The following is a 25,012-nucleotide window of genomic DNA, read 5'->3' as shown; positions in this document are numbered from 1 at the left end:
CCAGGCCGGCGTTGCGCGGGAACGAAATAGCCGTTTACCGGTCTGTCTGCTGTCTTCGAGTATTAAGTAAAACCGTTTTGAGGAACCCATACAGCATGAGTTTGATGACCAAGCTAGGCCTGCGAACACTCGTGGCAACGTGCCTGATCGCCGTCGGCGGCGCCGCCAACGCACAACTCAACGTCCTCGTGACGGGCGTCGGATCCACCCAGTTTCCGATCGCAACGGCGAATTTCGCCAATGAAGCGAACTCCCCGCAGCAGGTCAGCACGATCGTGCGTCAGGATCTGCAACGCAGCGGCAAATTCACGAATGTCGACGCAGGCTCGACGCCAGTGTCCGAGACCGATTCCGTCGACCTCGGCGCATGGAAGGCGAAGGGCGCCAACGCGTTCGTCGCGGGCAGCGTGAACCGCCTGCCGAACGGCCAGTACGAAGTGCGTTTCAAGCTGTACGACACGGTCAAGGGCGAAAGCCTCGGGGGCCTCGTGCTGGTGAGCCCGGAAAGCGGTCTGCGCATGAGCGCGCACAAGGTCGCGGACTACATTTACGCCAAGCTGATGGGCAACCGCGGCGTGTTCGCGACGCGCCTGTCGTACGTGATCAAGTCGGGCAACCGCTACCAGCTGCAGATCTCGGATTCGGACGGCCAGGACGCGCATATCGCGCTGTCGAGCCCCGAGCCGATCATCTCGCCGGCCTGGTCGCCGGACGGCACCAAGGTCGCGTACGTGTCGTTCGAGAAGAAGAAGCCGATCGTCTATATTCACGATCTGCCCACGGGCCGGCGCATCGTCGTATCGGACCAGAAGGGCAACAACAGCGCGCCGGCGTGGTCGCCGGATGGCCGCACGCTCGCCGTCGCGCTGTCGCGTACCGGCAATACGCAGATTTTCGCGGTCAATGCGGACGGCAGCGGTCTGCGTCGTCTGACGCAGGGCAGCTCGATCGACACCGAGCCGACCTACTCTCCTGACGGTCAGTGGATCTATTTCACGAGCGACCGCGGCGGCGCTCCGCAGATCTACAAGATGCCGGCGCAAGGTGAAAGCGCGGGCAACGCGCAACGCGTCACGTTTACGGGCAGCTACAACACCAGCCCGCGTGTGAGTCCTGACGGCAAGGAGCTTGCCTACATCTCGCGCGTCGGTGGTGGATTCAAGCTGTACATCCAGGACCTGCAAGGCGGAACCGCCACGGGCCTGACGGACACCTCACATGACGAATCGCCGAGCTTCGCGGCGAACGGTCAGTACATTCTTTACGCCACTCAGGTGAACGGCCGTGGCGTGTTGGCCGCAGTATCGACCGATGGTCGCACTCGGCAGGTCCTGTCCGTTCAGGGGGGCAGCGTACGCGAGCCATCCTGGGGCCCGTTTATGCAATAACGTTGATGCAATAACACAAGGAGAGTAATCAAATGATGTCCAAACTTCGTTTCGCATTCGCCGTCGTGATGGTCGGTGCATTGGCCGCATGTCACTCTGGCGTCAAGCTCGACGAAAACGCCGGCAAGGGCGCAGGCTCGGGTCAACCGAATCCGAACGACGTCGCGACGGTCAACGTCGACCCGCTGAACGATCCGAACAGCCCGCTCGCAAAGCGCAGCATCTACTTCGACTTCGACAGCTATTCGGTGAAGGACGACTATCAACCGCTGCTGCAACAACACGCGCAATATCTGAAGGGTCACCCGCAGCGTCACGTGCTGATCCAGGGCAACACCGACGAGCGCGGCACCAGCGAATACAACCTCGCACTCGGCCAGAAGCGTGCTGAAGCGGTGCGTCGTTCGCTGTCGCTGATGGGCGTGTCGGATTCGCAAATGGAAGCCGTGAGCCTCGGCAAGGAAAAGCCGCTGGCAACGGGTCATGACGAAGCGTCGTGGGCACAGAACCGCCGCGCCGACCTCGCGTATCAACAGTAAGTCAACGGGTGATAAGCCGAATGACGCATCGTTTCTCCTGGCTGCGGGTTGCCGCAGCGGCCTGCGTCGCAGGCACGGCCCTCGCGGCCGTGCCCGCCCATGCGGGCATGTTCGACGACGATCAGGCCCGCCAGGCCATTCTCGACCTTCGCTCGAAGACCGATAGTCTGTCGAGCCAGCTGTCGGCGGCGCAACGCACGATCCTCGATCAGTCCAACCGTCTCGACCAGCTGAACCAGCAGGTCGCGACGCTGCGCGGACAGAACGAGGACATGGCGAACCAGCTCACGACGCTGCAAAAGCAGCAGAAGGACTACTACACCGATCTCGACACGCGCCTGAAGAAATTCGAGCCGCAGCAGCAGACGGTGGATGGCGTCCAGGGCGAGGTGCAGCCGGGTGAAACCGAGGCGTTCAACGCGGCTTCACAGCAGTTCCGCAGCGGAGATTTCAAGAGCGCGGCGGCATCGTTCCGCAGCTTCATCTCGAAATATCCGAGCAGCCCCTATCAGCCGACCGCGCAATACTGGCTCGGCAACGCGCTGTATGCACTGCGCGACTACAAGGGTTCGACGGCGGTCTGGCAAGGTATCGTGGCCAAGTACCCGCAGCATCCGCGCGCGCCCGAAGCGCTGCTCGCAATCGCGAACAATCAGCTCGAACAAGGCCAGAAGGCCGCGGCGAAAAAGACGCTCGAGCAGATCGTCGCGCAATACGCCGGCTCGGACGTCGCGCAGTCGGCACAGAGCAAGCTGTCGCAGATCAAGTAGTTCGTGGTGACGGATTGATCACGTTTTGATGGAGTTGTCGGCAGTAACGCGCAGTGTCCGAAGGCATAGCCACGCGCGCCTCTCGCTGGAAAGCCCGGGTAGTGATGCCCGGGCTTTTCATCTTGGTCCGATGGCATTGCAGTGTTGACAGGCCATCGGCTCGCCGATATAATTTCGCTTCTCTTTTGGGTCGTTAGCTCAGCTGGTAGAGCAGCGGACTTTTAATCCGTTGGTCACAGGTTCGAATCCCGTACGGCCTACCAAAAGATTCGAGGGCTGACATGCGAATGCATGTCGGCCCTTTTCTTTTTCTGCCCGTGCGAGCCATCGACGAAAGCGATGGTGCTCGGCGCGCAGCAGCATCGGATCTATCTGATGTCATCGAAGTTCGGCACGGACGAAGCAGTCACCGCCGCAAATCCTCGCCTAGACGAGCCCATGCGCGATGCCGCTCGGCCTCGCCCAACGCTCGCTGTCGTTCGACACGCCGAAATCGGCGGGCCGTAATGAAACGGTTGTCGAGCTAGCTGTCGCACGCTTTGCGCTGGCGCGCGCGAGAATGCGCTGCTCGTGCACGTAGAAGAATTCGAGTTGGCGTGCGTCGGACGCTTTTCGCTCGAGTTCGAACACATCCTCGAGCACGCGCCGCGACACGTGAAAACGCTGAAGTCCGCGGCCAAGTTGGATCTGAAAGACAACACCGTCGCTGTTATGCGGCACCGCTGCCCAGATAAGCGGAATGCTGCTCATGGAGCCCCCGTAACTGGATCTTCACGTCAGGAACATTGACATTTGATCCTCGCACGGAAAAACGCGCGGCGCGACTTGTCAAAATTTAAACAGCGTTGATTTGGCGTTTTCGCCACAGTGCCGGTCCCGAGTTGCAACGCATCATTGATTGCAGATGCACCGATCTGGAGCGAATCGTTACGCTCCCCGAGCTTAAAGACTTCTTCGGCTTCATCACCCCTCCGACCCTATTCATTGGATCGCATGGTTCGGCACCTCACAGACCGTCTACGCCTTCCGCTCGCATGATCGCTTCACGACGCCTTCGAGCGTTCGACAACGAAGATAGCAACAAAGAAGAGACGACGAAACGGCGCGCGTGTCCTGCAACGATCGGGCTGCCCCGCCGCTCAGGGGGTACCCATGAAAGCTGGAAAGGTGATCTGGGTAGTGGCTTTGCCGTGTCTGAGCGAAACGTCGGATGCGCAGGAGGTCTATCTGCAAGGCGGCACGCTGGGCATCGGGGTCGGTGCGGCGTGGAGCGTCACGTCGTGGTTCGGCGTGCGTGCGGACTTCAACGCGATCAATCTGTCGCACAACTTCGAGGTCGGCGGCAATCGCTACGAAGATGACATACGGCTACGACAGGGCGGTCTCTACGGCGATTTCTTTCCGTGGGCCGGCACCGGCTTTCGCGTGACCGCGGGCCTGCGTCTGACCGACAACGAAGTCAGCGGCAACTCGGTTCCGACCAACGGCATGTACGTATTCGAGGGCAAAGCCTCGCCGGCCTTTCCCGGCGAATACGCGACGGCGACCGCCCGATACCCGACTACGATGCCCTATCTCGGCATTGGCTACGGCTTACACCCGAGGAAAAGGCTGGGGGCTCGTGGTCGATCTCGGTGTCGCCTATGGCATTCCGAAGACCTCGTACACGCTGTCGCCGGCACTATCGCAGGTGGCCGGACCGGAGATGAGTCAGCGGATCATCAATACTGGATTGCAGCAACTACGCGATAAGGTCTCGCCTTATCGATGGTATCCGACGTTGCAGATCGGCATTTCTTATCGCTTCTGACGCGCGGCGCTCGGAGTCAAAGAACTTTTCACATTCCAATTGCCAATAAAAGCGCTTGGAAGAAAGAGCGACATGACTATCGCTCTTTCTGGTTATTTATCGAGATGAAAAGATATGCAATGATCGCCGCCGAATCAGCGGAGCATGTGTGAACCCTGCGTGAGCATACGTTCCGGCAACCCACGGCGCATCGCTTTTCATTGAACCGATAATGACCGACTTTCTGTTCGATCTGCTATCGAACCTCGCCTTGCTCGCCATCGTATCGATGACCTGTCGACTGTATAACCGGTTCGGGTCGGGCGCCACGATGAGCGGTCCGGTTATTTTCATCGTGCTCGCGCTGGTCGCGTGCGTGCTCGACGGCTTGTTGACGTTTGTCGTATTCGCCGACGCGCAGAGTCGCTATGGACAATTCGTCCGGCCGACGTTATTTCTTCGGCGTGCTGGTGCATATGCGCTCGCAATCGTGATCGCGTTCTCGTGGCATCGCATGTCAAAGCGCAGGCGAGCCGTAAAAAGCAACCTGGACGATGCGGTTGTCATCCGAACGTCACCGTATTCCGAATCGCGGCTGCGCATGTAGTCCCGGTCCACTCCCCCGCCTTTTCCCATACGACCGCCCATTTTTCGTCTCTCAATTGCTGCCCGCGAACAGTGCAGGAACGGTCCTTGCGCCTGCGGGCGCCGTCGGCTATAACTCCCGAAGACCGCGCGTTGTGGGTCATGGCACCACCGCCGTTCAATCCGTTGATGACAACTTATAACGAGGAAACATCTTGGATATCGAAACCGCACGTGCATTCATCATGACCCGGGGCATCGACATCGGCACCAAGGTGATCGGCGCAATCGTGCTGTGGGTCGTCGGCCGCTGGGTCATCGGGCTGATCTCCAACCTGTTGCGCAAGGTGCTCGCACGCAACGGCAAGGTCGATCCGACGCTCGCGCACTACCTCGCGTCGATTCTCGGCGCGTTGCTGAACCTGCTGCTGGTCCTTGCGATCCTGCAAATCTTCGGTGTGCAGACAACGTCGTTCGCCGCGTTGCTCGCCGGTCTCGGCCTCGCGATCGGTACTGCGTGGGGCGGCTTGCTCGCGCACTTCGCGGCCGGCGTGTTCATGCAGGTGCTGCGACCGTTCAAGGTCGGCGATTTCGTCACGGCCGGGGGGGTCACAGGCACCGTCACCGAGTTGGGCCTGTTCGGCACGACGATCGTCACGCCGGACAACGTGATGACCATCGTCGGCAACAACAAGATTTTTTCCGACACGATCTCGAACTACAGTGTGCTGCCGTTCCGGCGCGTCGAGCTGACCGCGAAGATCGCCAACGGCGTCGATCCGACCGATGCGATCGCGCGTCTGAAAGCCGCCGTCGCGAAGATTCCGAACGTGTTCGAAAACCCCGCGCCGGACATAGAGGTCTTGAGCTTCACGCCGGAAGGACCGTTGCTGTGCGTGCGCCCTTACTCGTCCAACCAGAACTACTGGCAGGTCTACTTCGACACCAATCGCGCGATCGTGCAGACCTTCAAGGAAGCCGGCTATCCGACGCCGGAGACGCCGCTCGCGCCCCGCGCGATCATGCGCGATTGATGTGATCTAACGTGCGCGCGAAGCCCGCACGCGTCGTCGGCACCGCGGATGAAAAAAGGCGTCGCGAGATTCGCGACGCCTTCTGGTTTTCAAGGCCCGAACTACAGCCGGCAACAGTTCGTCAACGCGTACTCGCGTTCGCGTCATTCTTGCGCAGCATCTTCCACAACGCGGCGAGCACGACCGGCACGATTGCCGCGCCGATACCGACCAGCACGATCACATTCAGATACTGACGGATGAACGGGATGTTGCCGAAGAAATAGCCGAGCAGCACGAGCAGCAGCACCCATGACAGCGCGCCGACGACGTTGAACATCTGGAAGCGGCTCCAGGTCATCGACGACGCACCGGCGACGAACGGCGCAAAGGTCCGCACGACCGGGATGAAACGCGCGAGCACGATCGTCTTGCCGCCGTGTTTCTCATAGAAATCGTGAGTCTTCTGCAGCGCGGCACGATCGAGAAAGCGCTCGAGCACCGGAATGTGGGAATTGAACACGCGCGGTCCGATCGCACGGCCGATCAGATAGTTGACCGTATTGCCGCCGATCGCGGCCACCAGCAGCAACAGGATCAGCAGCCCGAGATGCATCTGCCCGGCCGCGCAGAACGCGCCGCCGATGAACAGCAGCGAGTCGCCCGGCAGAAACGGCAGAACCACGAGCCCGGTTTCTGCGAACACGATTGCGAATAGCACCGCGTACACCCAGGTGCCATACACCTGGATGAAGTCCCCGAGGAACTTGTCGATGTGTAGGACAAGGTTGGCGAAATGTAGCAACGTATCCAAGGAGTGTCCTTATAAGCCAGTGTTTGCGTAGAGGGAAACAGCCATCGCGCGACCCAATAACAGGTCAGCAAGCGGCGGGCCGACCGCTGCGAATTGACCGCGACATGATACAGAAAGTGCCTCGGGTCGATTAAAAAACTGCGGATTGGGCACAGGCGCGGGCGGCATGCGCCGAGTCGCTATAATTTCGCCATGTCCGAATTCTCCGAAACGCCTGCGGGCACCGCGGCCGCGGCCGCACCCTCCGACGGCTCCCGCGCGGCGCCCGCGCCGCGTCCGTTGCGCGCGATCCAGCCGCTCCCCGATCAACTGATCAGCCAGATCGCCGCCGGCGAAGTGGTCGAGCGGCCGGCGTCGGTGGTCAAGGAGCTGCTCGAGAATGCGCTCGACGCGGGCGCGCAAACGCTGCGCATCCTGCTCGACGAAGGCGGAGTCAAACGCATCTCGATCACCGACGACGGCTGCGGCATCCCCGAGAACGAACTCGTGCTCGCACTGACGCGCCACGCGACCAGCAAGATCCGCTCGCTTGCCGAGCTCGAAGCGGTCGCGACGCTCGGATTCCGAGGTGAGGCGCTGGCGTCGATTGCGTCGGTCGCGCAGATGAGCATCACGAGCCGCACCGCTGACGTGCCGCACGCGGTGCGCATCGATGCGGAAACCGGCGTGCTGAGTCCCGCCGCCGGCACACAAGGCACGACGATCGAAGTCCGCGAGCTGTACTTCAACACGCCCGCGCGCCGCAAATTCCTGAAAAGCGAACAGACCGAACTCGGCCACTGTCTCGAACAGATCCGCCGCGCCGCTCTCGCGCGGCCGGACGTCGCGATCTCGGTGCTGCACAACGGCAAGGCCGTCGAACACTGGAACGCGAGCGAGCCGCCCGCACGCGTCGCGAAGATTCTCGGCGACACGTTCGCGACCGCCCATCTGCCGCTCGACGAATCCGCTGGTCCGCTCGCGATCTACGGCTGCGCCGGTCTGCCGACCGCGAGCCGCGGCCGCGCCGATCAACAGTATTTCTTCGTCAACGGCCGCTTCGTGCGGGACAAGCTGCTCACGCACGCGGTACGCGCCGCGTATGAAGACGTGCTGCACGGTGAGCGTTATCCGTCGTACGTGCTGTTCCTCGATCTGCCGCCCGAGGGCGTCGACGTGAACGTGCATCCGTCGAAAATCGAGGTGCGTTTCCGTGATTCGCGCTCGATCCATCAGTTCGTGTTCCATGCGGTGCAGCGCGCGCTCGCGCGGCACGCGGGCGCGTCGCCGGAAACGACGGCGGGCGGGCATGCGGCGCATCTGGAGCCGTCGGCCGGTGGACCGGCTTCATTTGGTTCGACGCCGCTGGGTCGCACAAGCGGCGTAGGCGACGGCATTGGCGCGGGCGCCGGTGTTTCCAGTGGCGCGGGCTTCGGCGCCGGAAGCCGTGGCAACTTTGGCGGCGGCAGCGGCTTCAGCAGCTTCGGCGCCTCGCAGCCCGGCAACACGTGGATGCGCCAGGCGCGCATGACGCAAGGTACGCTGCCGGTCGCGCAACCGCTCGCCGGTTACGACGCGCTGTTCGGTCGCAAGGATCCGCTCGCGGGCCGGGTCGAAGGCGCGTCGCTGCTCGAAGCGCGCGACTCGGCGAGCGAAACGACGTCGCCGTACGACGCGGCATCGTTCGCATCGCGTCCGGCTTCCCCCGCATTCGACGCCACCGACGACCAGCCGCTCGGCTTCGCGCTCGGCCAGATCCACGGCATCTACGTGCTGGCGCAGAACCGCCACGGGCTCGTGATCGTCGACATGCATGCCGCGCACGAGCGCATCCTGTACGAGCAGTTCAAGAACGCGCTCGCCGACCACGCGATCGCCGTGCAGCCGCTGCTGATTCCGCAGACGATGCAGGCCGATCCGGTCGAAATCGGCACGGTCGAGGAAGAGCGCGACACGCTCGGTGCGCTCGGCTTCGACCTCGCGGTGCTGTCGCCGACCACGCTCGCGATCCGCGCGGTCCCCGCGTTGCTGAAGGACGCCGACCTGCAAGCGCTCGCGCGCGCGGTGCTGTCCGACCTGCACGCGTTCGGCGGCTCGCGGGTGCTGACCGAGCGTCAGCACGAACTACTCGGCACGCTCGCGTGCCATCACGCGGTGCGCGCGAACCGGCGTCTGACGCTCGACGAAATGAACGCGCTGTTGCGCCAGATGGAAGCGACCGAGCGCGCCGACCAGTGCAACCACGGGCGTCCGACCTGGTATCAGCTGACGCTGGCCGATCTCGATCGGCTGTTCATGCGCGGCCAGTAACGCGCCGCGTTCGATCACACCGTTGCGCCGCGCGCCCGCTTGCCCATGACGTCACGCCCTACCCTTATCCCGTGCCTGCTCGGCCCGACCGCGTCCGGCAAGACCGCCGCGGCGCTCGCCCTCGCCGCGCGGCGGCCGGTCGAAATCATCAGCGTGGATTCGGCGCTCGTCTATCGCGAGATGGACATCGGCACCGCGAAACCGACCGCGGAAGAACTCGCGGTCGCGCCGCATCATCTTATCGATATCATCGATCCGGCCGACTCGTACTCGGCCGCGCAGTTTCGCGCCGATACGCTGCGGCTCGTCGGTGAAATTCACGCGCGCGGGCGGCTGCCGCTGCTGGTCGGCGGCACGATGCTGTACTACAAGGCGCTCACGCAGGGGCTCAACGATCTGCCCGGAGCCGATGCCGAAGTACGCGCGACGCTCGACGCCGACGCCGCCCGTGACGGCTGGCCCGCGCTTCACGCGCGGCTCGCCGCGCTCGATCCGGTCACGGCCGCGCGCCTCGCGCCGAACGATTCGCAGCGCATCCAACGCGCGCTGGAGGTGTTCATGCTGACCGGCCAGCCAATGTCGGCGCTGCTCGCCGCGCCTGCGCGCACCGACGACGCCGCGTCGGCATGGCGCTTCGTGCCGGTCGCGCTGGAGCCGTCCGAGCGTGGCGTGCTGCACGCGCGCATCGAGCAGCGCTTCGATGCGATGCTCGCGCACGGGTTCATCGATGAAGTGGTGAAGCTGCGCGCGCGCGGCGACCTGCTGCCCGAGATGTCGTCGATGCGCTGCGTCGGCTATCGGCAGGTGTGGGAATACCTCGATGGCGCGGTCGATTATCGGACCATGCGCGACAAGGGCATCTTCGCAACGCGGCAACTCTGCAAGCGGCAACTCACGTGGCTGCGCAGCATGCCGGAGAGACAGGTGGTGGATTGCTGCGATCCGCACGCGACGGCGCGGGTGGTGGAGTTGATCGAGACGCTCGTTTGAGGCGACGATCAGCGTGAGGGAAGCGGAGGGATGTAAAGCGGGGATTTGAAGTGGAAGTTGTGAAGCAAAGGATTCGAAGCCCGCGCGGCGCGCCGTTGCGGCACGCCACGCGAATCCGCGTCAATCGTTAGACCACGACCGTCTGCGCTTCACCTGCCGCGCTTTCACGGACCGTGCCGATCTTCCAGACCTGCTCGCCCGCCGCGGACAGCAGACCGATCGCCGCTTGGGCATCCGCCGCCGGCACGATCACCGCCATCCCGATACCGCAGTTGAACACGCGGTGCATTTCCGCATCGGCGACACCGCCGTGCTTCTGCAGCCACGAGAACAGCGGCGGCAGCGGCCACGCGCGATGATCGAGCTCGGCCGTCAGACCCTCGCGCAGCACGCGCGGAATGTTCTCGACCAAGCCGCCGCCCGTGATGTGCGCCATGCCCTTCACCTCGAGCTGCTGCATCAGCGCAAGCAGCGGCTTCACGTAGATGCGCGTCGGTGCCATCAGCGCGTCGGCGAGCGAGCGGCCGTCGAAGTCCGCGTTCAGATCGGGGTTGGCGCGCTCGATGATCTTGCGCACCAGCGAAAAGCCGTTCGAATGGATGCCGCTCGACGCGAGCCCGAGCACCACGTCGCCCGGGGCGATCTTGCTGCCGTCGATGATCTTGCTCTTTTCCACCGCGCCGACCGCGAAACCAGCCAGATCGTATTCGCCGTCCGGATACATGCCCGGCATTTCCGCGGTTTCGCCGCCGATCAGCGCGCAGCCCGACAGCTCGCAGCCCTGCGCGATGCCCTTCACGACGGTCGCCGCCGTGCCGACATCGAGCTTGCCGCACGCGAAATAGTCGAGGAAGAACAGCGGCTCGGCGCCTTGCACGAGGATGTCGTTGACGCTCATCGCGACCAGATCCTGGCCTACCGTGTCGTGCTTGTTCAGCTGGAACGCGAGACGCAGCTTGGTGCCGACGCCGTCGGTGCCGGACACGAGCACCGGTTCCTTGTACTTCTTCGGCACTTCGAACAGCGCGCCGAATCCACCGATGCCGCCCAGCACGCCGTCGCGCAGGGTCTTCTTGGCAAAGGGCTTGATGGCGTCGACGAGGGCGTCGCCCGCATCGATGTCCACGCCGGCGTCGCGATACGACAAACCTTGGGCCGAATCGGTTGAAGGCTGGGCGGATTTCGGTTGATTCATGGGGAAAAGCTCGAAGGTCGGTAAAATGCGATTTTACCCGATGCTGGCCGCCTGGCTGGAATTCGCGCGTTCCGACGAAATCCTGGAAACGACTTTGCCACACGGCAACCCGATTCCAGCGCCGCCGCCCCGCGCAATTCAGTCCGCCGCGCTTCGCGACGCTCGGCCTCACGACCCGGCGAGCACGCTTCACGACAACTAAGCGCCTGGCAACGTTCCAGGCCCCGAGGTCCGGGCCACTCGCGGCTCGAGCCTCATTTTCGGCATTAACCTACTGTGCTTCGTCAACTGACGCTCGATCTCGGCACCCCGCCGCCATCGACATTCGACAATTTCTTCGCCGGCGCGAACGCCGAGCTGGTCACGCGTCTGCGTGAGCTCGACGACGCGCTCGCCTCCGGACCGGTCGCCGATCGCACCTTCTACATCTGGGGGGAAGCCGGCAGCGGCCGCACGCACCTGCTGCAAGCGCTCGTGCACGAAGCGCCGCCGGGACATGCGCGTTTCGCCGGTCCACAAAGCAGCCTCGCCGCCTTCAGCTTCGATCCGCGCGTCGCGCTCTACGCGATCGACGACTGCGACGCGCTGTCGGCCGCGCAGCAGATCGCCGTGTTCAACCTGTTCAACGAAGTGCGCGCGCATCCGACCAGCGCGCTCGTCGCCGCGGGCAACGCGGCACCGATCGGCATGACGGTGCGCGAGGATTTGCGCACGCGCCTCGGCTGGGGTCTCGTGTTTCACCTCGCGCCGTTGCCCGACGACGCGAAGGCCGCGGTACTGAAACGCGCGGCGCGCGAGCGCGGCATCATGCTCGCCGACGACGTGCCGGCCTACCTGCTCACGCACTTTCGCCGCGACATGCCGAGCCTGATGGCGCTGCTCGACGCGCTCGACCGCTTCTCGCTCGAACAGAAACGCGCGGTCACGCTGCCGCTGTTGCGCACGATGCTCGCGTCGCCCGACCCCGCCACCACGCCGGGTTCACTCGCCGCTTTTCCGGCTTCAAGTAAAATAGGCCCCCATGGCTAATCTTGCACTCTTCGATCTCGACCACACGCTCATTCCCACCGACAGTGACCACGAATGGGGCCGCTTCATGGTGAAAAAAGGTATGGTCGACGCCGAAAACTTCGCCCGTGAAAACGACCGCTTCTACGCCGACTACAAGGCCGGCAAGCTCGACATTCACGCTTATCTGATCGCCATGCTGACGCCGCTCGCGAAGTACACGCGCGCGCAGCTCGCCGACTTTCACGCGCAGTACATGCACGAAGTCATCACGCCGGCCATTCAGCCGGTGGCGATCGAGCTCGTGAAGCAGCATCGCGAAGCGGGCGACCTGTGCTGCGTCGTCACGGCAACCAACGAATTCATCACGCGTCCCATCGCCCAGGCGTTCGGCGTCGATACGCTGATCGCGTGCGAGGCGGAGACCGTCGGCGGCGATCCGCACGGCGCGTACACCGGCCGCCCGACCGGCACGCCGAGCTACAAGGAAGGCAAGATCGTGCGCACCGAAATGTGGCTCGCGTCGCTCGGCAAGACGTGGAGCGACTTCGAGCACAGCTATTTCTATAGCGACTCGCACAACGACATCCCGCTGCTCGAAAAAGTCACCGATCCCATCGCGACCAATCCGGACGACACGTTGCGCGCCCATGCGCAGGCCAAAGGCTGGCGCATCCTCGAACTCTTCCAACCCTCGTGATCAAGAAACTCATCCGCAAGCTCTTCGGCCAGGACACGGCGAGCGCTGACGACACACTCTCCGCTGCCAGCGTCGGCGGCAACGCCAATGACAAGCCGCCGGCGCGCGGCACGACCGCTTCCGGCACGGCCGCGCGGCCGCGTCGCAAATCCACCGCCGCTGCCGCCGCACAAGCGCCGCGCGAACCGGACGTACCCGTCATCATTCCGCACGACGTGCATGGCATCGACCCCACGCTGATCTCGCGCAATGCGATCCGCGTGACCGAGGGCTTGCAACAGGCGGGCTTTCGCGCGTTCATCGTTGGCGGAGCGGTGCGCGACCTGCTGCTCGGCGTGAAGCCGAAAGACTTCGACGTCGCGACCGACGCGACGCCCGAACAGGTGCAGAAGCTGTTCCGCCGCGCGCGCATCATCGGCCGGCGCTTCCAGATCGTGCACGTCCAGTTCGGCCAGGAAATCATCGAAACCTCGACGTTCCGCGCGCTGGTCGATCCGCCCGCGGCCGACGCGGCGCCGCCGAAGCGTTTGAAGCGCGACGAGCTCGACCGCCGCACCCACGCGGTCGACGCGAGCGGCCGCGTGCTGCGCGACAACGTGTGGGGCGAACAGCACGAGGACGCCACCCGCCGCGACTTCACGATCAACGCGATGTACTACGATCCGGCCACGCAAACCGTGCTGGATTACCACAACGGCATGGCCGACATGCGCACGCGCCTGTTGCGCATGATCGGCGACCCGGCCACGCGCTATCGCGAGGACCCGGTGCGCATGCTGCGCGTCGTCCGCTTCGCCGCCAAGCTCGACTTCGACATCGACGACGCCACGCGCGCGCCGATCGAGAAGATGGCCGATCTGATCAACAACGTGCCCGCCGCGCGTCTGTTCGACGAAATGCTGAAGCTGATGCTGTCGGGTCACGCGCTCGCGTGCCTGAAGCGGCTGCGCCAGGAAGGCCTGCATCACGGGCTGCTGCCGCTGCTCGACGTGGTGCTCGAACAGCCGACCGGCGAAAAATTCATTTCTCTGGCACTCTCTAATACAGATGCACGCGTGCTGGCCGGCAAGCCGGTGTCGCCGGGCTTCCTGTTCGCGACACTGTTGTGGCACGACGTGCAGCAGCGCTGGCAGAAGTTCGAGGCCGAAGGCGAGTATCCGGTGCCCGCGCTGCATCGCGCGATGGACGAAGTGCTCGACATGCAGACCGAAAAGCTCGCGATCCACAAGCGCTTCTCGGCCGACATGCGCGAGATCTGGGGTTTGCAGTTGCGCCTCGAAAAGCGCTCGGGCCGCAGCGCGCTGAAGCTGCTGGAACACCAAAGATTTAGAGCGGGGTATGATTTCCTCCTGTTGCGCTGCGCATCGGGCGAACTCGACGAGTCGGTCGGTGCGTGGTGGACGGAGTTCATCGAAGGAGACGCCGCCGCGCGCGAGGCATTGCTCACGCAAGGCGGGAAGGACCGGAGCCCCAGAAAACGACGGCGGCGCGGTGGCGCCAGAAACCGCAAATCGGGTGACGGGGTGGAGGGCGGCTCGTCCGCCGAACGCACGGACAACGACGCAGGCCGCGAAGGCTCGCACGAAGACTGACGCGGCGTTCGCGGAAGAGCCGTCGAAACGATAGTTGCAGGAAGTTGTGCCATGACGGTTGCTTATCTTGGCCTCGGCGCGAATCTCGGGGACGCGCGCCAGACCCTGAAAGACGCGGTGGTGTGCCTCGCACAACAGCACACCATCACCGTGCTCGCCAAATCGAGCCTATATCGCACTGCCCCGATCGACGCGGGCGGCGACGACTATTTCAATTGCGTCGTGAAGCTGGAAACGACGCTCCCCGTGCGGCATCTGCTCGCGCTATGTCACAAGATCGAGCATCAGTTCGGCCGTGAACGGCCGTTCCGAAATGCGCCGCGCACGCTCGATCTCGACATCCTGCTGTACGGCGATCAATCGATCGACGAAGCCGATCTGATCGTGCCGCATCCACGCCTCGTCGAGCGCGCGTTTGCGCTGGTGCCGCTGGTCGAGATCGACGCGGCGATCGTGATTCCGCAACATGGCCGGGCCGCGGCTCTGCTCGACAGCGTCAGCGATCAGCGCATCGAGAAGGTGAAGGGGCCCTGCCAGTGTCCGATGCTCAATGCACTCGCCGGTAATTCCGCCGAGAAAGGCCGTTGCGAATGAGTTCGCCGCCGCTCACGGTCACCGCGCCGCAGCTGCGCCCGCCCTTCGGCTATATCGCGATCGAGGGGCCGATCGGCGTCGGCAAAACGTCACTTGCGCGGCGCCTCGCGCAACGCTGGTCGATGCACGAACTGTTCGAGCGCTGGCAAGACAATCCGTTTCTTGAACGCTTCTATCGCGACACCGCGCGCTATGCGCTGCCGGTGCAGCTGCACTTCGCGCTGCAACGCGCGCAGCAGGCGCAGGAAGTGAGCGCCGCGCAGGCGAGCGGCACGCCGCTGATTGCCGACTTCATCACGCAGCGAAACGACATCTTCGCGCGTCTGACCTTGCAGGAAGACGAGTGGCTGCTGTACCGCGCGCTTGCCGCGCGGCTCGACGTCAGTGCGCCGGAGCCGGACTTCGTCGTCTATCTGCAGGCGAGCCCCGAGGTGCTGTTCGCGCGCATCCAGAAGCGCGCGGTGCCGATGGAGCTGCAGATTTCCGATGCGTATCTGCGCGCGCTGTGCGACGCGTACAACGACTTCTTCTACCACTACGACCGCACGCCCGTGCTGACGGTCAACGCCGAACACCTGAATCCGCTCGACTCCGACGCGGACCTTGCGCTGCTCGCCGAACGCATCGAGACGATGCGCGGACGCAAGGAATTCTTTGTCAAAGCCACGTCGCTGTAAGCGACGCGGCTAGTTCATTTTTCTCACTGGATTGACCATGACTTATTTGCAGGAAGCGAGCCGGAGCGCGATCACCGTGCCGAAACTGCAGGCAATGCGCGACGCCGGCGAAAAGATCGCGATGCTCACCTGCTACGACGCGAGCTTCGCCGCGCTGCTCGATCGCGCGGGCGTCGACGTGCTGCTGATCGGCGACTCGCTCGGCAACGTGCTGCAAGGCCAGGCGACCACGCTGCCGGTGACGCTTGCGGACATCGCATATCACACGGCGAGCGTCGCGCGTGCTCGGCCGTCGGCGCTGATCATGGCGGACCTGCCGTTCGGCACCTACGGCACGCGGGAAGATGCGTTCAGGAGTTCGGTCGAACTGATGCGCGCGGGCGCGCAGATGGTCAAGCTCGAAGGCGGCGAATGGCTCGCGGACACGGTGCGGTTTCTGGTCGAACGCTCGATTCCAGTGTGCGCGCACGTGGGTCTGACGCCGCAGTCGGTACATGCATTCGGCGGCTTCAAGGTGCAGGGCAAGACCGAAGCGGGCGCGAGCCAGCTGCTGCGCGATTCGCTTGCGATGCAGTCCGCCGGCGCCCAAGCGCTGTTGATGGAAGCGATCCCGGCTCAACTCGCAGGCGAGGTCACAGGGCAACTACGCATTCCGACGATCGGCATCGGCGCGGGCCTCGACTGCTCGGGTCAGGTGCTCGTGCTGCACGACATGCTCGGTATTTTCCCCGGCAAGCGGCCGCGCTTCGTGAAAGATTTCATGCAGGGACAGCCGAACATTCAGGCGGCCGTCGAGGCCTATGTGCGGGCGGTGAAAGACGGCACGTTTCCGGGCGCCGAGCACACGTTCTGATGTATGTTTGCCGCGCGGGCGCGCGGCATTCCGGTTTCTGTCAGCGCTCTAAGCAACAACCCGTGCGGGTATCGCGCCGCGCAATGCGTTGCACACGAGCAGCGCTTCGGCGTTCAGCACATCCTCCTGCGTCAGCACTTTCTCACCTGCCTGCAGACCCGACGCCCCTTCGAGCAACACGCTTCGCATCACGCCAGGCAGCACGCCCGACGCGAGCGGCGGGGTCCACCATCGCCCCGCGAGCTTCACGAACACGTTCGATCTGCCGCCTTCGGTCAGTTCGCCCCGTTCGTTGAAGAACAGCGTATCGAAGGCGCCGTTCGCCTCGGCTTCGCGCCAGCCGCGGTCGTAGTCGGCGCGGCGCGTGGTCTTGTGGCGCAGCAGCGGATCGGCGGCTCGGGTCGGCGCGAACTGCGCTTCGGGGCCGAGCAGAACCCCAACGATCGCATCCGCCAAAGGCGTAAGCATCGCAGCGGTGATCTGGGTCACACCGCTTTTGCTCAAAGCAAGCCGCATACGATGCGGCGTCTGTGCCGGCAGCGTGGCGCACCGCGCTGAGATCTCCGCGCGAACGCGCGCTTCATCGAACTCGAAGCCAAGCGTCGCGGCGCTCGACGACAAGCGCCGCAAATGCCGCTCGACATGCCGCACGCCGTCTTCCCGCGTCGCGTACATCGTTTCAAACAGTTCGAAGCCCGGCTCGGCGCCGGTCAGAAAGCGTGCTTTCAATCGACACTCCTCGTGCTCATCGGCGGCCACACTGTCGAGCACGATGCCAGCGCCGATGCCCATGCTGCCGCGCAGACCGTCCGTGCCGCCCACTTTCGCCGTCGACGAAGTCAATGTCAGCGTGCGGATCGCGACCGACATGCAGAAGTCGCCGCAATCGTGATCACCGTCCGGCGCATCGAGCCAGCCGATCGCGCCGGTATAAAGCCCGCGCGGCGTACTTTCCAGTTCGTCGATCAACTGCATCGTGCGATGCTTCGGCGCACCGGTAATCGATCCGCAGGGAAACAGCGCTCGCAGGATCGCCGCGAACGAGGTGCGGTCCAGCAACGTCGCCTCCACTGTCGACGTCATCTGCCACACCGACGCATACGGTTCGACCGTAAAAAGCGCCGGCACGTTGACCGAGCCGATCCGCGCGACCCGCGACAGATCGTTGCGCAACAGATCGACGATCATCACGTTCTCGGCGCGGTTCTTCAGATCGGTGGCGAGGAACTCGGCGTTGCCCCGGTCGATGGAGGGATCTTGCGAGCGCGGCGCCGTGCCCTTCATCGGCCGCGCGCGCAACGTCGGGCCGTGCTTCTCGACGAACAGTTCGGGCGAACACGACAGCACCCACGCATCGTCGGGCAACGCGATCAGCGCGCCGAACGACACCGGCTGGCGCGCGCGCAAACGCCGATAGAACGCGAGCGGCGAGCCGAACACGTCGAAGCCGAGGCGGTACGTGTAGTTGACCTGGTAGGAATCGCCCGCGCGCAGCGCAGCGTGAATCGCGTCGATTGCCGCGTCGAACTCGGCGCGATCGACGCTCTCGCGCACGTTCGCCGTGCCCGCGACCGACGGCTCCAAGGCGCCGTTGTCCCGCGTCATCAGCCACGCGTCGACCTCGTCGCGCGAAAGCTTCGCACAGCGCTCGAACAACAAAAAACGCAGCATGGCATTGCCACGCTGCGTTTCAGTGGACCGGAGCTTGTCGTTACCGACGAGCGCACGGCCAAATTCATAGTCGGCCAGCACGACGGCGTGCAGACCGTTGCGGGTATCGGCTGCGACGCTGTCGCACACGGCTTCGAGCTGCGCCGCCTCGGTGCAGACCCGCTCGAGCACGAAACCCGTGTACAAGCGGCTCGACGGACGCGCCGCCGTTGCACCGCAATCGTCAAGCAGCGCGAACACCGCGCCGCGCCTGTCCACCGTCATGCTGACCGCCAAATCAGATCAATCGAAAAAGCTCTTCACCCGATCGAACCAGCTCTTGCTTTGCGGACTATGCCGCGCACCGCCTTCCACGAGCGCCTTTTCGAACTGCTTGAGCAGATCGCGCTGCGCTTCGGTGAGCTTGACCGGCGTTTCGACCTGCACATGCACGTACAGATCACCGGCGATGCTCGAACGCAGTCCCTTGATGCCCTTGCCGCGCAAGCGGAACGTCTTGCCCGACTGTGTGCCTTCCGGCACCGTGAAGGTCGCGCGACCGGCGAGCGTCGGCACTTCGATATCGCCGCCAAGCGCCGCCGTGGTGAACGGGATCGGCATCTGGCAATGCAGATCGTCGCCGTCACGCTCGAACACCGAGTGCTGCTTGATATGAATCTCGACGTACAGATCGCCCGACGGACCGCCGTTGATGCCCGGCTCGCCGTTGCCGGCCGAGCGGATACGCATGCCGTCGTCGATACCGGCCGGGATCTTCACTTCGAGCGTCTTGGTTTCCTTCACCTTGCCCGCGCCGTGGCAGTGATTGCACGGATCGGGGATGTAGGTGCCGCTGCCGTGGCACTTCGGGCAAGTCTGCTGGATGCTGAAGAAGCCCTGCGACATGCGCACCGCCCCCGAGCCGCTACAGGTCGGGCAGGTTTCCGGCTTGGTGCCCGGCTTCGCGCCCGAGCCATGACAGACTTCGCACGAAACCCAGCTCGGCACGCGGATCTGCGTGTCATAGCCGTGCGCGGCCTGCTCGAGCGTGATTTCCATGCTGTAGCGCAGATCGGCGCCGCGATACACCTGAGGGCCCGCGCGGCCGCCTCCGCGTGCGCCGGCGCCGGCCGCCTGGCCGAAGATGTCGCCGAAGATGTCGCCGAATGCGTCGGCAAAGCCGCCGAAACCTTGCGCACCGGCCCCACCCATGTTCGGATCGACGCCCGCGTGACCGTACTGATCGTACGCGGCGCGCTTTTGCGAATCCGACAGCATTTCATAGGCTTCCTTCACCTCCTTGAAATGCTCTTCCGCATCCTTGTTGCCCGGATTGCGGTCGGGGTGGTGCTTCATCGCGAGCTTGCGATAAGCCTTCTTGATTTCGTCGTCGCTCGCGTTCTTTGCGACGCCCAGAACCTCGTAGTAATCCCGTTTCGCCATATCGGTTCAACGCCGCCGCGCAAAGCGACGCGGTAGCTCCTTGTGAATGCTGTGGAGTCTTACGACTCGTCCGGCCGCTGTCTGCGCCGCGCCAGGGCACGGTTCAAAACAACGCCCTCCATAAAACGAACGTGCCCGGAGAGCCCAAAAGGCTCGCCAGGCGCGAAAAACCGCTCTTGCACTCAAGGCGCCCCAAGGACGCCGATCTCGTGCAGCCGGGCCGCGCACATCGCTGTGCACGGCTTTACGGTCGGATGCCGACCTGGCTTTAGTCCTTCTTCACTTCTTTGAACTCAGCGTCGACGACGTCGTCGGCCTGCTGGCTCGCGCCCGCCGATGCACCGGCACCGCCCGCCGCGCCCGCTGCCGCTTCGGCACCTTGCGCAGCCTGCATGTCCGCGTACATCTTCTCGCCCATCTTCTGCGAGGCCGTGGCCACTGCTTCGATCTTCGCTTCGATCGCAGCCTTGTCGCTCGAGCCGCTCTTCAGCGTGTCCTCGAGTTCCTTCAACGCGGCTTCGATCTTGTCCTTCTCGCCCGCTTCGAGCTTGTCGCCGTACTCGGTGAGCGCCTTCTTCGTGCTGTGGACCAGTGCGTCACCCTGGTTGCGGGCGTCGGCCAGCTCACGCAGCTTGTGATCTTCTTCCGCGTTCGCTTCGGCGTCCTTCACCATCTTCTCGATTTCGGCTTCGGACAGACCCGAGTTCGCCTTGATCGTGATGCGGTTTTCCTTGCCGGTCGCCTTGTCCTTCGCGCCGACGTGCAGAATGCCGTTCGCGTCGATGTCGAAGCTCACTTCGATCTGCGGCACGCCGCGCGGTGCCGGCGGAATGCCTTCGAGGTTGAACTCGCCGAGCAGCTTGTTGCCCGCTGCCATTTCGCGTTCGCCCTGGAACACCTTGATCGTCACGGCGCTCTGGTTGTCGTCAGCCGTCGAGTAGACCTGTGCGTGCTTGGTCGGGATCGTGGTGTTCTTGTTGATCATCTTCGTCATCACGCCGCCGAGCGTTTCGATGCCGAGCGACAGCGGGGTCACGTCGAGCAGCAGCACGTCCTTGCGGTCGCCCGACAGAACCTGGCCCTGGATCGCGGCACCAACGGCCACGGCTTCGTCCGGGTTCACGTCACGGCGCGGGTCCTTGCCGAAGAACTCCTTCACCTTTTCCTGCACCTTCGGCATACGGGTCATACCGCCGACCAGGATCACGTCGTCGATCTCGCCGACCTTCACGCCTGCGTCCTTGATGGCCACGCGGCACGGCTCGATGGTGCGTTCGATCAGTTCTTCAACCAGCGCTTCCAACTTCGCACGCGTAATCTTCAGGTTCAAGTGCTTCGGACCCGACGCGTCGGCCGTGATGTACGGCAGGTTGATTTCGGTCTGCTGGCTCGACGACAGCTCGATCTTGGCCTTTTCAGCCGATTCCTTCAGGCGTTGCAGCGCGAGCACGTCTTTCGACAGATCGACGCCCTGTTCCTTCTTGAACTCGCCGATGATGTAGTCGATGATGCGCTGGTCGAAGTCTTCACCGCCGAGGAACGTATCGCCGTTCGTGGACAGCACTTCGAACTGCATTTCACCGTCGACGTCCGCGATTTCGATGATCGAGATGTCGAACGTGCCGCCGCCGAGGTCGAACACGGCGATCTTGCGGTCGCCCTTTTCAGCCTTGTCCAGGCCGAATGCCAATGCGGCTGCGGTCGGTTCGTTGATGATCCGCTTCACTTCCAGACCGGCGATGCGGCCTGCATCTTTGGTGGCCTGACGCTGGCTGTCGTTGAAGTACGCCGGCACCGTGATCACGGCTTCCGTGACGGTCTCGCCGAGGTAGTCCTCAGCGGTCTTCTTCATCTTGCGCAGCACTTCGGCGGAAATTTGCGGCGGCGCGAGCTTCTGGTCGCGCACTTCGATCCATGCGTCGCCGTTGTCGGCCTTGATGATCTTGTAGGGCATCAGGCCGATGTCCTTCTGCACTTCCTTCTCTTCGAAGCGGCGGCCGATCAGGCGCTTGACCGCGAACAGCGTGTTCTTCGGGTTCGTGACCGACTGACGCTTGGCCGGCGCGCCGACCAGGATCTCGCTGTCTTCCATGTAAGCGATGATCGACGGCGTGGTGCGCGCGCCTTCCGAGTTCTCGATGACCTTGACCGAGTTGCCTTCCATGATCGCCACGCACGAGTTGGTCGTGCCGAGGTCGATGCCGATGATTTTGCCCATTTTTACGAATCTCCTGACTTTGATCGCTGCGGAAAGCGCCCGGTTGGCCCATCTGGCGGCGGGACGATCCGCTCTCAATTCCTACCTGCACTCAAAATAAGTGCGGCCACATCGTTTTCAAGACCTCTATTGCGATGCGGTCTTTAATTTTTTTCAATCACGGGGCGGGCTCGCGAATCCTTGCTTGGAGCCCGCTCCGTCAACTTGCACGCCCCCCCGGCGTGGTTCGCCGGAAGTGCCTGAATCGACTGAATGTTTTGCGCCGCGGGGCGCGGCGAAGCGACGAGCCATACGCCTCCGGCGCAAACGTTCGCGGTGCGCGTCGACGTGCTTACTTCGGCGCCGCGACGGTCACGAGCGCCGGACGCAGTACGCGATCCGCGATCACGAAGCCCTTTTGCAGCACCGCGACGACGGTGTTCGGCTCCTGGTCGGCCGGCACCATCGAAATGGCCTGATGGCGATGCGGGTCGAACTTCTCGCCGACCGGATTAATGGCCACGACGCGGCCCTTCTCGAGCGCGCCGCTCAACTGGCGCAGCGTGAGTTCGACGCCTTCGCGGACCTTCTGCAGGTCGTCCGACGAATGTGCGACGGCCGCCTCGAGACTGTCGACCACCGGCAGCAGATGCTCGGCGAAGTTCTCGATCGCAAACTTGTGCGCCTTGGCGACGTCTTCCTGAGCGCGACGGCGCACGTTTTCGGTTTCGGCCTTCGCGCGCAGGAAGTCTTCCTGCAACTCGGCGATCTTCGCCTGAGCGTCGGCGAGCGCCTGCTCGGCGGCTGCCTGGGCGGATTCAGTGGTGGCGCCGGTGCCCTGCTGTTGAGTGGCGGCCTCAGCCGCCTCGGCGGCCTGGCGCGCGGCTTCGTCGGCGGGCGTGGGATTCTGGCTCGTCGGGTTCTCTTGCGTGTTTTCCATTTCGCTGAAAGTCGTTAAATAGTAAAAGCAAAGACGGAAAAGCCGTTCCGACACCGTACGATTCGTGCTTTGCAAAATCGCGACACGTGTCTTCGCGCCGATCCGCCAGACCGGACCCCAGATGGGGTCTGAAATAGCCGTTTCAAGCGGCTCCGAGGTTTTTTCGCACCAGCGTCGTGCAGGCGAAATGCGCCGTAACAAGCATTCAGGTGGCGCAATCAGATAGGGATTGAGTGCAGCCCGCAACTGACCTATTCTCCAGTCATGGAGCGGCAACGCACGTTAACCCTAATTTGACGTAAGCCTTACCGACACCTGACAGTCGTTCCGATAGCCCGTTTCAGCCCATCGAGGGGAGTACCGTGAAACTGACCGTTGCAATCGGGGTGGTCGCACTGGTACTGATCGCGGGCACCACGACAATCTGCATGTCCGGCGCGGTCAACGACCACACCACCGAGTACGGTGGCGCACATGCCACGGTCGAGCAGTTTTTTAGTTCCCACCCGAAAATCTGTCGATAGTGCGCCGGTCGCGTTTGGTCGGTCGCCCGTGCAGCGCGGCGGCCGGCTCGTGATACACCTTGCGCCGTTCCTGCTCGACCTGCCGCTTCTCCTTGCTCTGCGCGGTTTCCACGTAAAGCGTCTGCGCCACGCTCGCCGGGCCGCGCACGTCGCACACGCCCAGCACTTCCACCTGCCACACGTAACGCTCGATCTCGATTTCGACCAGATCGCCGACACGCACGTCCTTGGCAGGCTTCACTACCGCGCCGCCGATCCGCACCCGCCCCTTGTCGACCGCATCCGCGGCCAGCGAACGCGTCTTGAAGAAGCGCGCGGCCCACAGCCATTTGTCGATGCGCAGTTTCGCGCCCGGTTCGGTTGAAATACGGTAGTTCATCTGCGTATTCAAGCTCCTGTCGTGTGCGGCACCGGCACCGCCTGCACCGGCCAGCCCTGCAGATGCTGCGCGACGATTTCGCCGAGCGCTGCAACCCACGGCTGCGACGCGTTCAGACAGGCGATCCGGTGAAACTCCTTGCCACCCGCCTGCAGAAATTCGTCGCGCACTTCCATGCCGATTTCCTCGATCGTTTCAAGGCAGTCGGCGGTGAAACCCGGACAAAACACGTCAGCACGCCGCACGCCTGCCGCGCCGAGTTCCTTCAACGTCGGCGCCGTGTAGGGCTGCAGCCATTCGGCCTTGCCAAAGCGCGACTGGAACGTGATGCGGCACTCGACCGGCGTCAATTCGAGCGCCTGCATCAGCAGCGCGCCGGTCTGCTGGCATTGCTCGTGATACGGGTCGCCGAGGTCAAGCGTGCGCTTGGGCACGCCGTGGAAACTCAGCACGAGCTTGTCGCCCGCCGCGAAATCGGGGCGGCCGTGCAGATGCCAGTGGTGACGCACCTGAGCGGCGAGCGCCGCGATATACGCCGGGTGATCGGCGTACTGGCGCACCGTGCGGATTTCCGGCTGGTTGCGCATGCGCTTGAGCGCAGAAAACGCTTCGTCGAACGCGGTCGCGGTGGTCGACGCCGAATACTGCGGATACATCGGCATCAGCAGCACGCGCTCGGCGCCCGCGAGCTTCAGCTGGTTCAGCATCGCCGGAATCCCGGGCGTGCCGTAGCGCATCGCGTAGTCGACCAGCACCGTGTAGTCGTTGACTTGCAGCAGATGGCGCAAGCCCTCGACCTGCTTTTCGGTATGGACGCGCAGCGGCGAGCCCTCGGGCATCCACACCGCCGCGTACTTCTTTGCGGAGCTGCGGCCGCGAAACGGCAGAATCAGCAGACGCAGAATCAGCTGCCACAGCAGCGTCGGAATCTCGACGACGCGAGGATCGGACAGGAACTGCGCTAAGTAGCGGCGCACCGCGCGCGGCGTCGGCGCGTCGGGCGTGCCGAGATTGATCAGCAACACGGCGACGCGATGCGACGTGGCGTTCTGTGATGGCCGCTCGAGGTCGAAGCGCATAGGC

At 63.7% G+C, this 25,012-nt stretch carries 24 protein-coding genes and 1 tRNA gene; 16 read left to right on the top strand and 9 right to left on the bottom strand.

Features of this window, described 5'->3' with window-relative positions; translation table 11 throughout:
• Positions 1-95 precede the first annotated feature (95 nt).
• The 4 genes from tolB to BC1002_RS02585 all read left to right on the top strand — a co-directional run bounded on the left by tolB (position 96) and on the right by BC1002_RS02585 (position 2,960).
• Positions 96-1,388, top strand: a complete 1,293-nt coding sequence (gene tolB / locus BC1002_RS02600; protein ID WP_013088521.1) for a Tol-Pal system beta propeller repeat protein TolB — start codon at positions 96-98, stop codon at positions 1,386-1,388.
• Between the two features lie 32 nt (positions 1,389-1,420).
• The gene (pal, locus tag BC1002_RS02595; protein ID WP_013088520.1) at positions 1,421-1,927 is read left to right on the top strand and encodes a peptidoglycan-associated lipoprotein Pal; all 507 of its coding nucleotides are present in this window, start codon (positions 1,421-1,423) and stop codon (positions 1,925-1,927) included.
• Positions 1,928-1,947: 20 nt separating this feature from the next.
• Positions 1,948-2,697: a tol-pal system protein YbgF gene (gene ybgF / locus BC1002_RS02590; protein WP_013088519.1), complete on the top strand. Its 750-nt coding sequence runs from the start codon at positions 1,948-1,950 to the stop codon at positions 2,695-2,697.
• 187 nt (positions 2,698-2,884) lie between these two features.
• Positions 2,885-2,960, top strand: a tRNA-Lys gene (locus tag BC1002_RS02585).
• 163 nt (positions 2,961-3,123) lie between these two features.
• Here the strand turns inward: BC1002_RS02585 and BC1002_RS02580 are convergent.
• Positions 3,124-3,447: a hypothetical protein gene (locus BC1002_RS02580; RefSeq protein ID WP_013088518.1), complete on the bottom strand. Its 324-nt coding sequence runs from the start codon at positions 3,445-3,447 to the stop codon at positions 3,124-3,126.
• A 402-nt stretch (positions 3,448-3,849) separates the two neighbouring features.
• On the opposite strand from BC1002_RS02580, the gene BC1002_RS02575 reads away from it, so the two are divergent.
• The 3 genes from BC1002_RS02575 to BC1002_RS02565 all read left to right on the top strand — a co-directional run bounded on the left by BC1002_RS02575 (position 3,850) and on the right by BC1002_RS02565 (position 6,105).
• A complete protein-coding gene (locus BC1002_RS02575; protein ID WP_013088517.1) occupies positions 3,850-4,449 on the top strand; it encodes a TonB-dependent receptor in 600 nt (199 codons plus the stop codon).
• A gap of 269 nt (positions 4,450-4,718) precedes the next feature.
• Positions 4,719-5,093: a hypothetical protein gene (locus tag BC1002_RS02570; RefSeq protein ID WP_013088516.1), complete on the top strand. Its 375-nt coding sequence runs from the start codon at positions 4,719-4,721 to the stop codon at positions 5,091-5,093.
• A 193-nt stretch (positions 5,094-5,286) separates the two neighbouring features.
• Positions 5,287-6,105, top strand: coding sequence for a mechanosensitive ion channel family protein (locus tag BC1002_RS02565; protein ID WP_013088515.1), 819 nt, complete (start codon positions 5,287-5,289; stop codon positions 6,103-6,105).
• A gap of 121 nt (positions 6,106-6,226) precedes the next feature.
• On the opposite strand, the gene BC1002_RS02560 is transcribed toward BC1002_RS02565, so the two are convergent.
• Positions 6,227-6,898, bottom strand: coding sequence for a VTT domain-containing protein (locus tag BC1002_RS02560; RefSeq protein WP_013088514.1), 672 nt, complete (start codon positions 6,896-6,898; stop codon positions 6,227-6,229).
• Positions 6,899-7,090: 192 nt separating this feature from the next.
• On the opposite strand from BC1002_RS02560, the gene mutL reads away from it, so the two are divergent.
• Positions 7,091-9,187, top strand: a complete 2,097-nt coding sequence (mutL, locus tag BC1002_RS02555) for a DNA mismatch repair endonuclease MutL (RefSeq protein ID WP_013088513.1) — start codon at positions 7,091-7,093, stop codon at positions 9,185-9,187.
• A 45-nt stretch (positions 9,188-9,232) separates the two neighbouring features.
• Positions 9,233-10,177, top strand: coding sequence for a tRNA (adenosine(37)-N6)-dimethylallyltransferase MiaA (gene miaA / locus BC1002_RS02550; protein WP_013088512.1), 945 nt, complete (start codon positions 9,233-9,235; stop codon positions 10,175-10,177).
• 127 nt (positions 10,178-10,304) lie between these two features.
• On the opposite strand, the gene purM is transcribed toward miaA, so the two are convergent.
• Entirely contained in the window at positions 10,305-11,372 is a 1,068-nt protein-coding gene (purM, locus tag BC1002_RS02545) for a phosphoribosylformylglycinamidine cyclo-ligase (RefSeq protein WP_013088511.1), read from the bottom strand.
• A gap of 276 nt (positions 11,373-11,648) precedes the next feature.
• Here purM and hda point away from each other — a divergent pair, with 276 nt between their 5' ends.
• The 6 genes from hda to panB are packed head-to-tail and all read left to right on the top strand — an operon-like array spanning position 11,649 to position 16,796.
• The gene (hda, locus tag BC1002_RS02535; protein WP_013088510.1) at positions 11,649-12,401 is read left to right on the top strand and encodes a DnaA regulatory inactivator Hda; all 753 of its coding nucleotides are present in this window, start codon (positions 11,649-11,651) and stop codon (positions 12,399-12,401) included.
• Positions 12,394-13,080, top strand: coding sequence for a histidinol-phosphatase (locus BC1002_RS02530; RefSeq protein ID WP_013088509.1), 687 nt, complete (start codon positions 12,394-12,396; stop codon positions 13,078-13,080). The genes hda and BC1002_RS02530 overlap by 8 nt, the downstream gene beginning before the upstream one ends.
• Positions 13,077-14,672, top strand: a complete 1,596-nt coding sequence (gene pcnB / locus BC1002_RS02525; protein ID WP_013088508.1) for a polynucleotide adenylyltransferase PcnB — start codon at positions 13,077-13,079, stop codon at positions 14,670-14,672. The genes BC1002_RS02530 and pcnB overlap by 4 nt, the downstream gene beginning before the upstream one ends.
• A 51-nt stretch (positions 14,673-14,723) precedes the next feature.
• On the top strand, positions 14,724-15,266 hold the full coding sequence (gene folK / locus BC1002_RS02520) for a 2-amino-4-hydroxy-6-hydroxymethyldihydropteridine diphosphokinase (RefSeq protein WP_013088507.1): 543 nt from the start codon (positions 14,724-14,726) through the stop codon (positions 15,264-15,266).
• Positions 15,263-15,943: a deoxynucleoside kinase gene (locus tag BC1002_RS02515; protein WP_013088506.1), complete on the top strand. Its 681-nt coding sequence runs from the start codon at positions 15,263-15,265 to the stop codon at positions 15,941-15,943. Before folK ends, BC1002_RS02515 begins: the two co-directional genes overlap by 4 nt.
• 37 nt (positions 15,944-15,980) lie before the next feature.
• Positions 15,981-16,796: a 3-methyl-2-oxobutanoate hydroxymethyltransferase gene (gene panB / locus BC1002_RS02510; protein WP_013088505.1), complete on the top strand. Its 816-nt coding sequence runs from the start codon at positions 15,981-15,983 to the stop codon at positions 16,794-16,796.
• Between the two features lie 48 nt (positions 16,797-16,844).
• On the opposite strand, the gene pabB is transcribed toward panB, so the two are convergent.
• From pabB to grpE, 4 genes are all read right to left on the bottom strand, one after another.
• A complete protein-coding gene (gene pabB, locus BC1002_RS02505; RefSeq protein ID WP_013088504.1) occupies positions 16,845-18,731 on the bottom strand; it encodes an aminodeoxychorismate synthase component I in 1,887 nt (628 codons plus the stop codon).
• A gap of 18 nt (positions 18,732-18,749) precedes the next feature.
• A complete protein-coding gene (gene dnaJ / locus BC1002_RS02500; RefSeq protein ID WP_013088503.1) occupies positions 18,750-19,889 on the bottom strand; it encodes a molecular chaperone DnaJ in 1,140 nt (379 codons plus the stop codon).
• 268 nt (positions 19,890-20,157) lie between these two features.
• Positions 20,158-22,107 (bottom strand): molecular chaperone DnaK, encoded by a 1,950-nt coding sequence (dnaK, locus tag BC1002_RS02495; RefSeq protein ID WP_013088502.1) that lies wholly within the window; start codon positions 22,105-22,107, stop codon positions 20,158-20,160.
• A gap of 331 nt (positions 22,108-22,438) precedes the next feature.
• Positions 22,439-23,026 (bottom strand): nucleotide exchange factor GrpE, encoded by a 588-nt coding sequence (grpE, locus tag BC1002_RS02490; protein ID WP_013088501.1) that lies wholly within the window; start codon positions 23,024-23,026, stop codon positions 22,439-22,441.
• Positions 23,027-23,388: 362 nt separating this feature from the next.
• Here grpE and BC1002_RS38365 point away from each other — a divergent pair, with 362 nt between their 5' ends.
• Positions 23,389-23,550 carry a hypothetical protein gene (locus BC1002_RS38365; protein WP_176109498.1) on the top strand — a complete coding sequence of 54 codons (162 nt, stop codon included), beginning with the start codon at positions 23,389-23,391 and terminating at the stop codon, positions 23,548-23,550.
• On the opposite strand, the gene BC1002_RS02485 is transcribed toward BC1002_RS38365, so the two are convergent.
• Positions 23,522-23,929, bottom strand: coding sequence for an RNA-binding S4 domain-containing protein (locus tag BC1002_RS02485; protein WP_013088500.1), 408 nt, complete (start codon positions 23,927-23,929; stop codon positions 23,522-23,524). The genes BC1002_RS38365 and BC1002_RS02485 overlap by 29 nt on opposite strands.
• Positions 23,930-23,937: 8 nt before the next feature.
• A complete protein-coding gene (gene hemH / locus BC1002_RS02480; protein ID WP_013088499.1) occupies positions 23,938-25,008 on the bottom strand; it encodes a ferrochelatase in 1,071 nt (356 codons plus the stop codon).
• Between the last annotated feature and the right edge of the window lie 4 nt (positions 25,009-25,012).

This window comes from Paraburkholderia atlantica (assembly GCF_000092885.1).
Classification (GTDB): Bacteria; Pseudomonadota; Gammaproteobacteria; order Burkholderiales; family Burkholderiaceae; genus Paraburkholderia; species Paraburkholderia atlantica.
Note: the sequence above shows the minus strand (reverse complement) of the source record. Positions and strands in the feature narration are given on the sequence as shown.

Excerpts from the sequence above, each read along its gene's own strand:
- BC1002_RS02575 (WP_013088517.1), top strand. The coding sequence starts at position 3,850 with ATGAAAGCTGGAAAGGTGATCTGGGTAGTGGCTTTGCCGTGTCTGAGC.
- mutL (WP_013088513.1), top strand. The coding sequence starts at position 7,091 with ATGTCCGAATTCTCCGAAACGCCTGCGGGCACCGCGGCCGCGGCCGCA.
- miaA (WP_013088512.1), top strand. The coding sequence starts at position 9,233 with ATGACGTCACGCCCTACCCTTATCCCGTGCCTGCTCGGCCCGACCGCG.
- grpE (WP_013088501.1), bottom strand. The coding sequence starts at position 23,026 with ATGGAAAACACGCAAGAGAACCCGACGAGCCAGAATCCCACGCCCGCC.
- BC1002_RS02515 (WP_013088506.1), top strand. The coding sequence starts at position 15,263 with ATGAGTTCGCCGCCGCTCACGGTCACCGCGCCGCAGCTGCGCCCGCCC.
- purM (WP_013088511.1), bottom strand. The coding sequence starts at position 11,372 with ATGAATCAACCGAAATCCGCCCAGCCTTCAACCGATTCGGCCCAAGGT.
- tolB (WP_013088521.1), top strand. The coding sequence starts at position 96 with ATGAGTTTGATGACCAAGCTAGGCCTGCGAACACTCGTGGCAACGTGC.
- BC1002_RS02485 (WP_013088500.1), bottom strand. The coding sequence starts at position 23,929 with ATGAACTACCGTATTTCAACCGAACCGGGCGCGAAACTGCGCATCGAC.
- pal (WP_013088520.1), top strand. The coding sequence starts at position 1,421 with ATGATGTCCAAACTTCGTTTCGCATTCGCCGTCGTGATGGTCGGTGCA.
- BC1002_RS02570 (WP_013088516.1), top strand. The coding sequence starts at position 4,719 with ATGACCGACTTTCTGTTCGATCTGCTATCGAACCTCGCCTTGCTCGCC.
- ybgF (WP_013088519.1), top strand. The coding sequence starts at position 1,948 with ATGACGCATCGTTTCTCCTGGCTGCGGGTTGCCGCAGCGGCCTGCGTC.
- BC1002_RS02580 (WP_013088518.1), bottom strand. The coding sequence starts at position 3,447 with ATGAGCAGCATTCCGCTTATCTGGGCAGCGGTGCCGCATAACAGCGAC.
- pabB (WP_013088504.1), bottom strand. The coding sequence starts at position 18,731 with ATGACGGTGGACAGGCGCGGCGCGGTGTTCGCGCTGCTTGACGATTGC.
- panB (WP_013088505.1), top strand. The coding sequence starts at position 15,981 with ATGACTTATTTGCAGGAAGCGAGCCGGAGCGCGATCACCGTGCCGAAA.
- folK (WP_013088507.1), top strand. The coding sequence starts at position 14,724 with ATGACGGTTGCTTATCTTGGCCTCGGCGCGAATCTCGGGGACGCGCGC.
- BC1002_RS02530 (WP_013088509.1), top strand. The coding sequence starts at position 12,394 with ATGGCTAATCTTGCACTCTTCGATCTCGACCACACGCTCATTCCCACC.
- dnaK (WP_013088502.1), bottom strand. The coding sequence starts at position 22,107 with ATGGGCAAAATCATCGGCATCGACCTCGGCACGACCAACTCGTGCGTG.
- hemH (WP_013088499.1), bottom strand. The coding sequence starts at position 25,008 with ATGCGCTTCGACCTCGAGCGGCCATCACAGAACGCCACGTCGCATCGC.
- dnaJ (WP_013088503.1), bottom strand. The coding sequence starts at position 19,889 with ATGGCGAAACGGGATTACTACGAGGTTCTGGGCGTCGCAAAGAACGCG.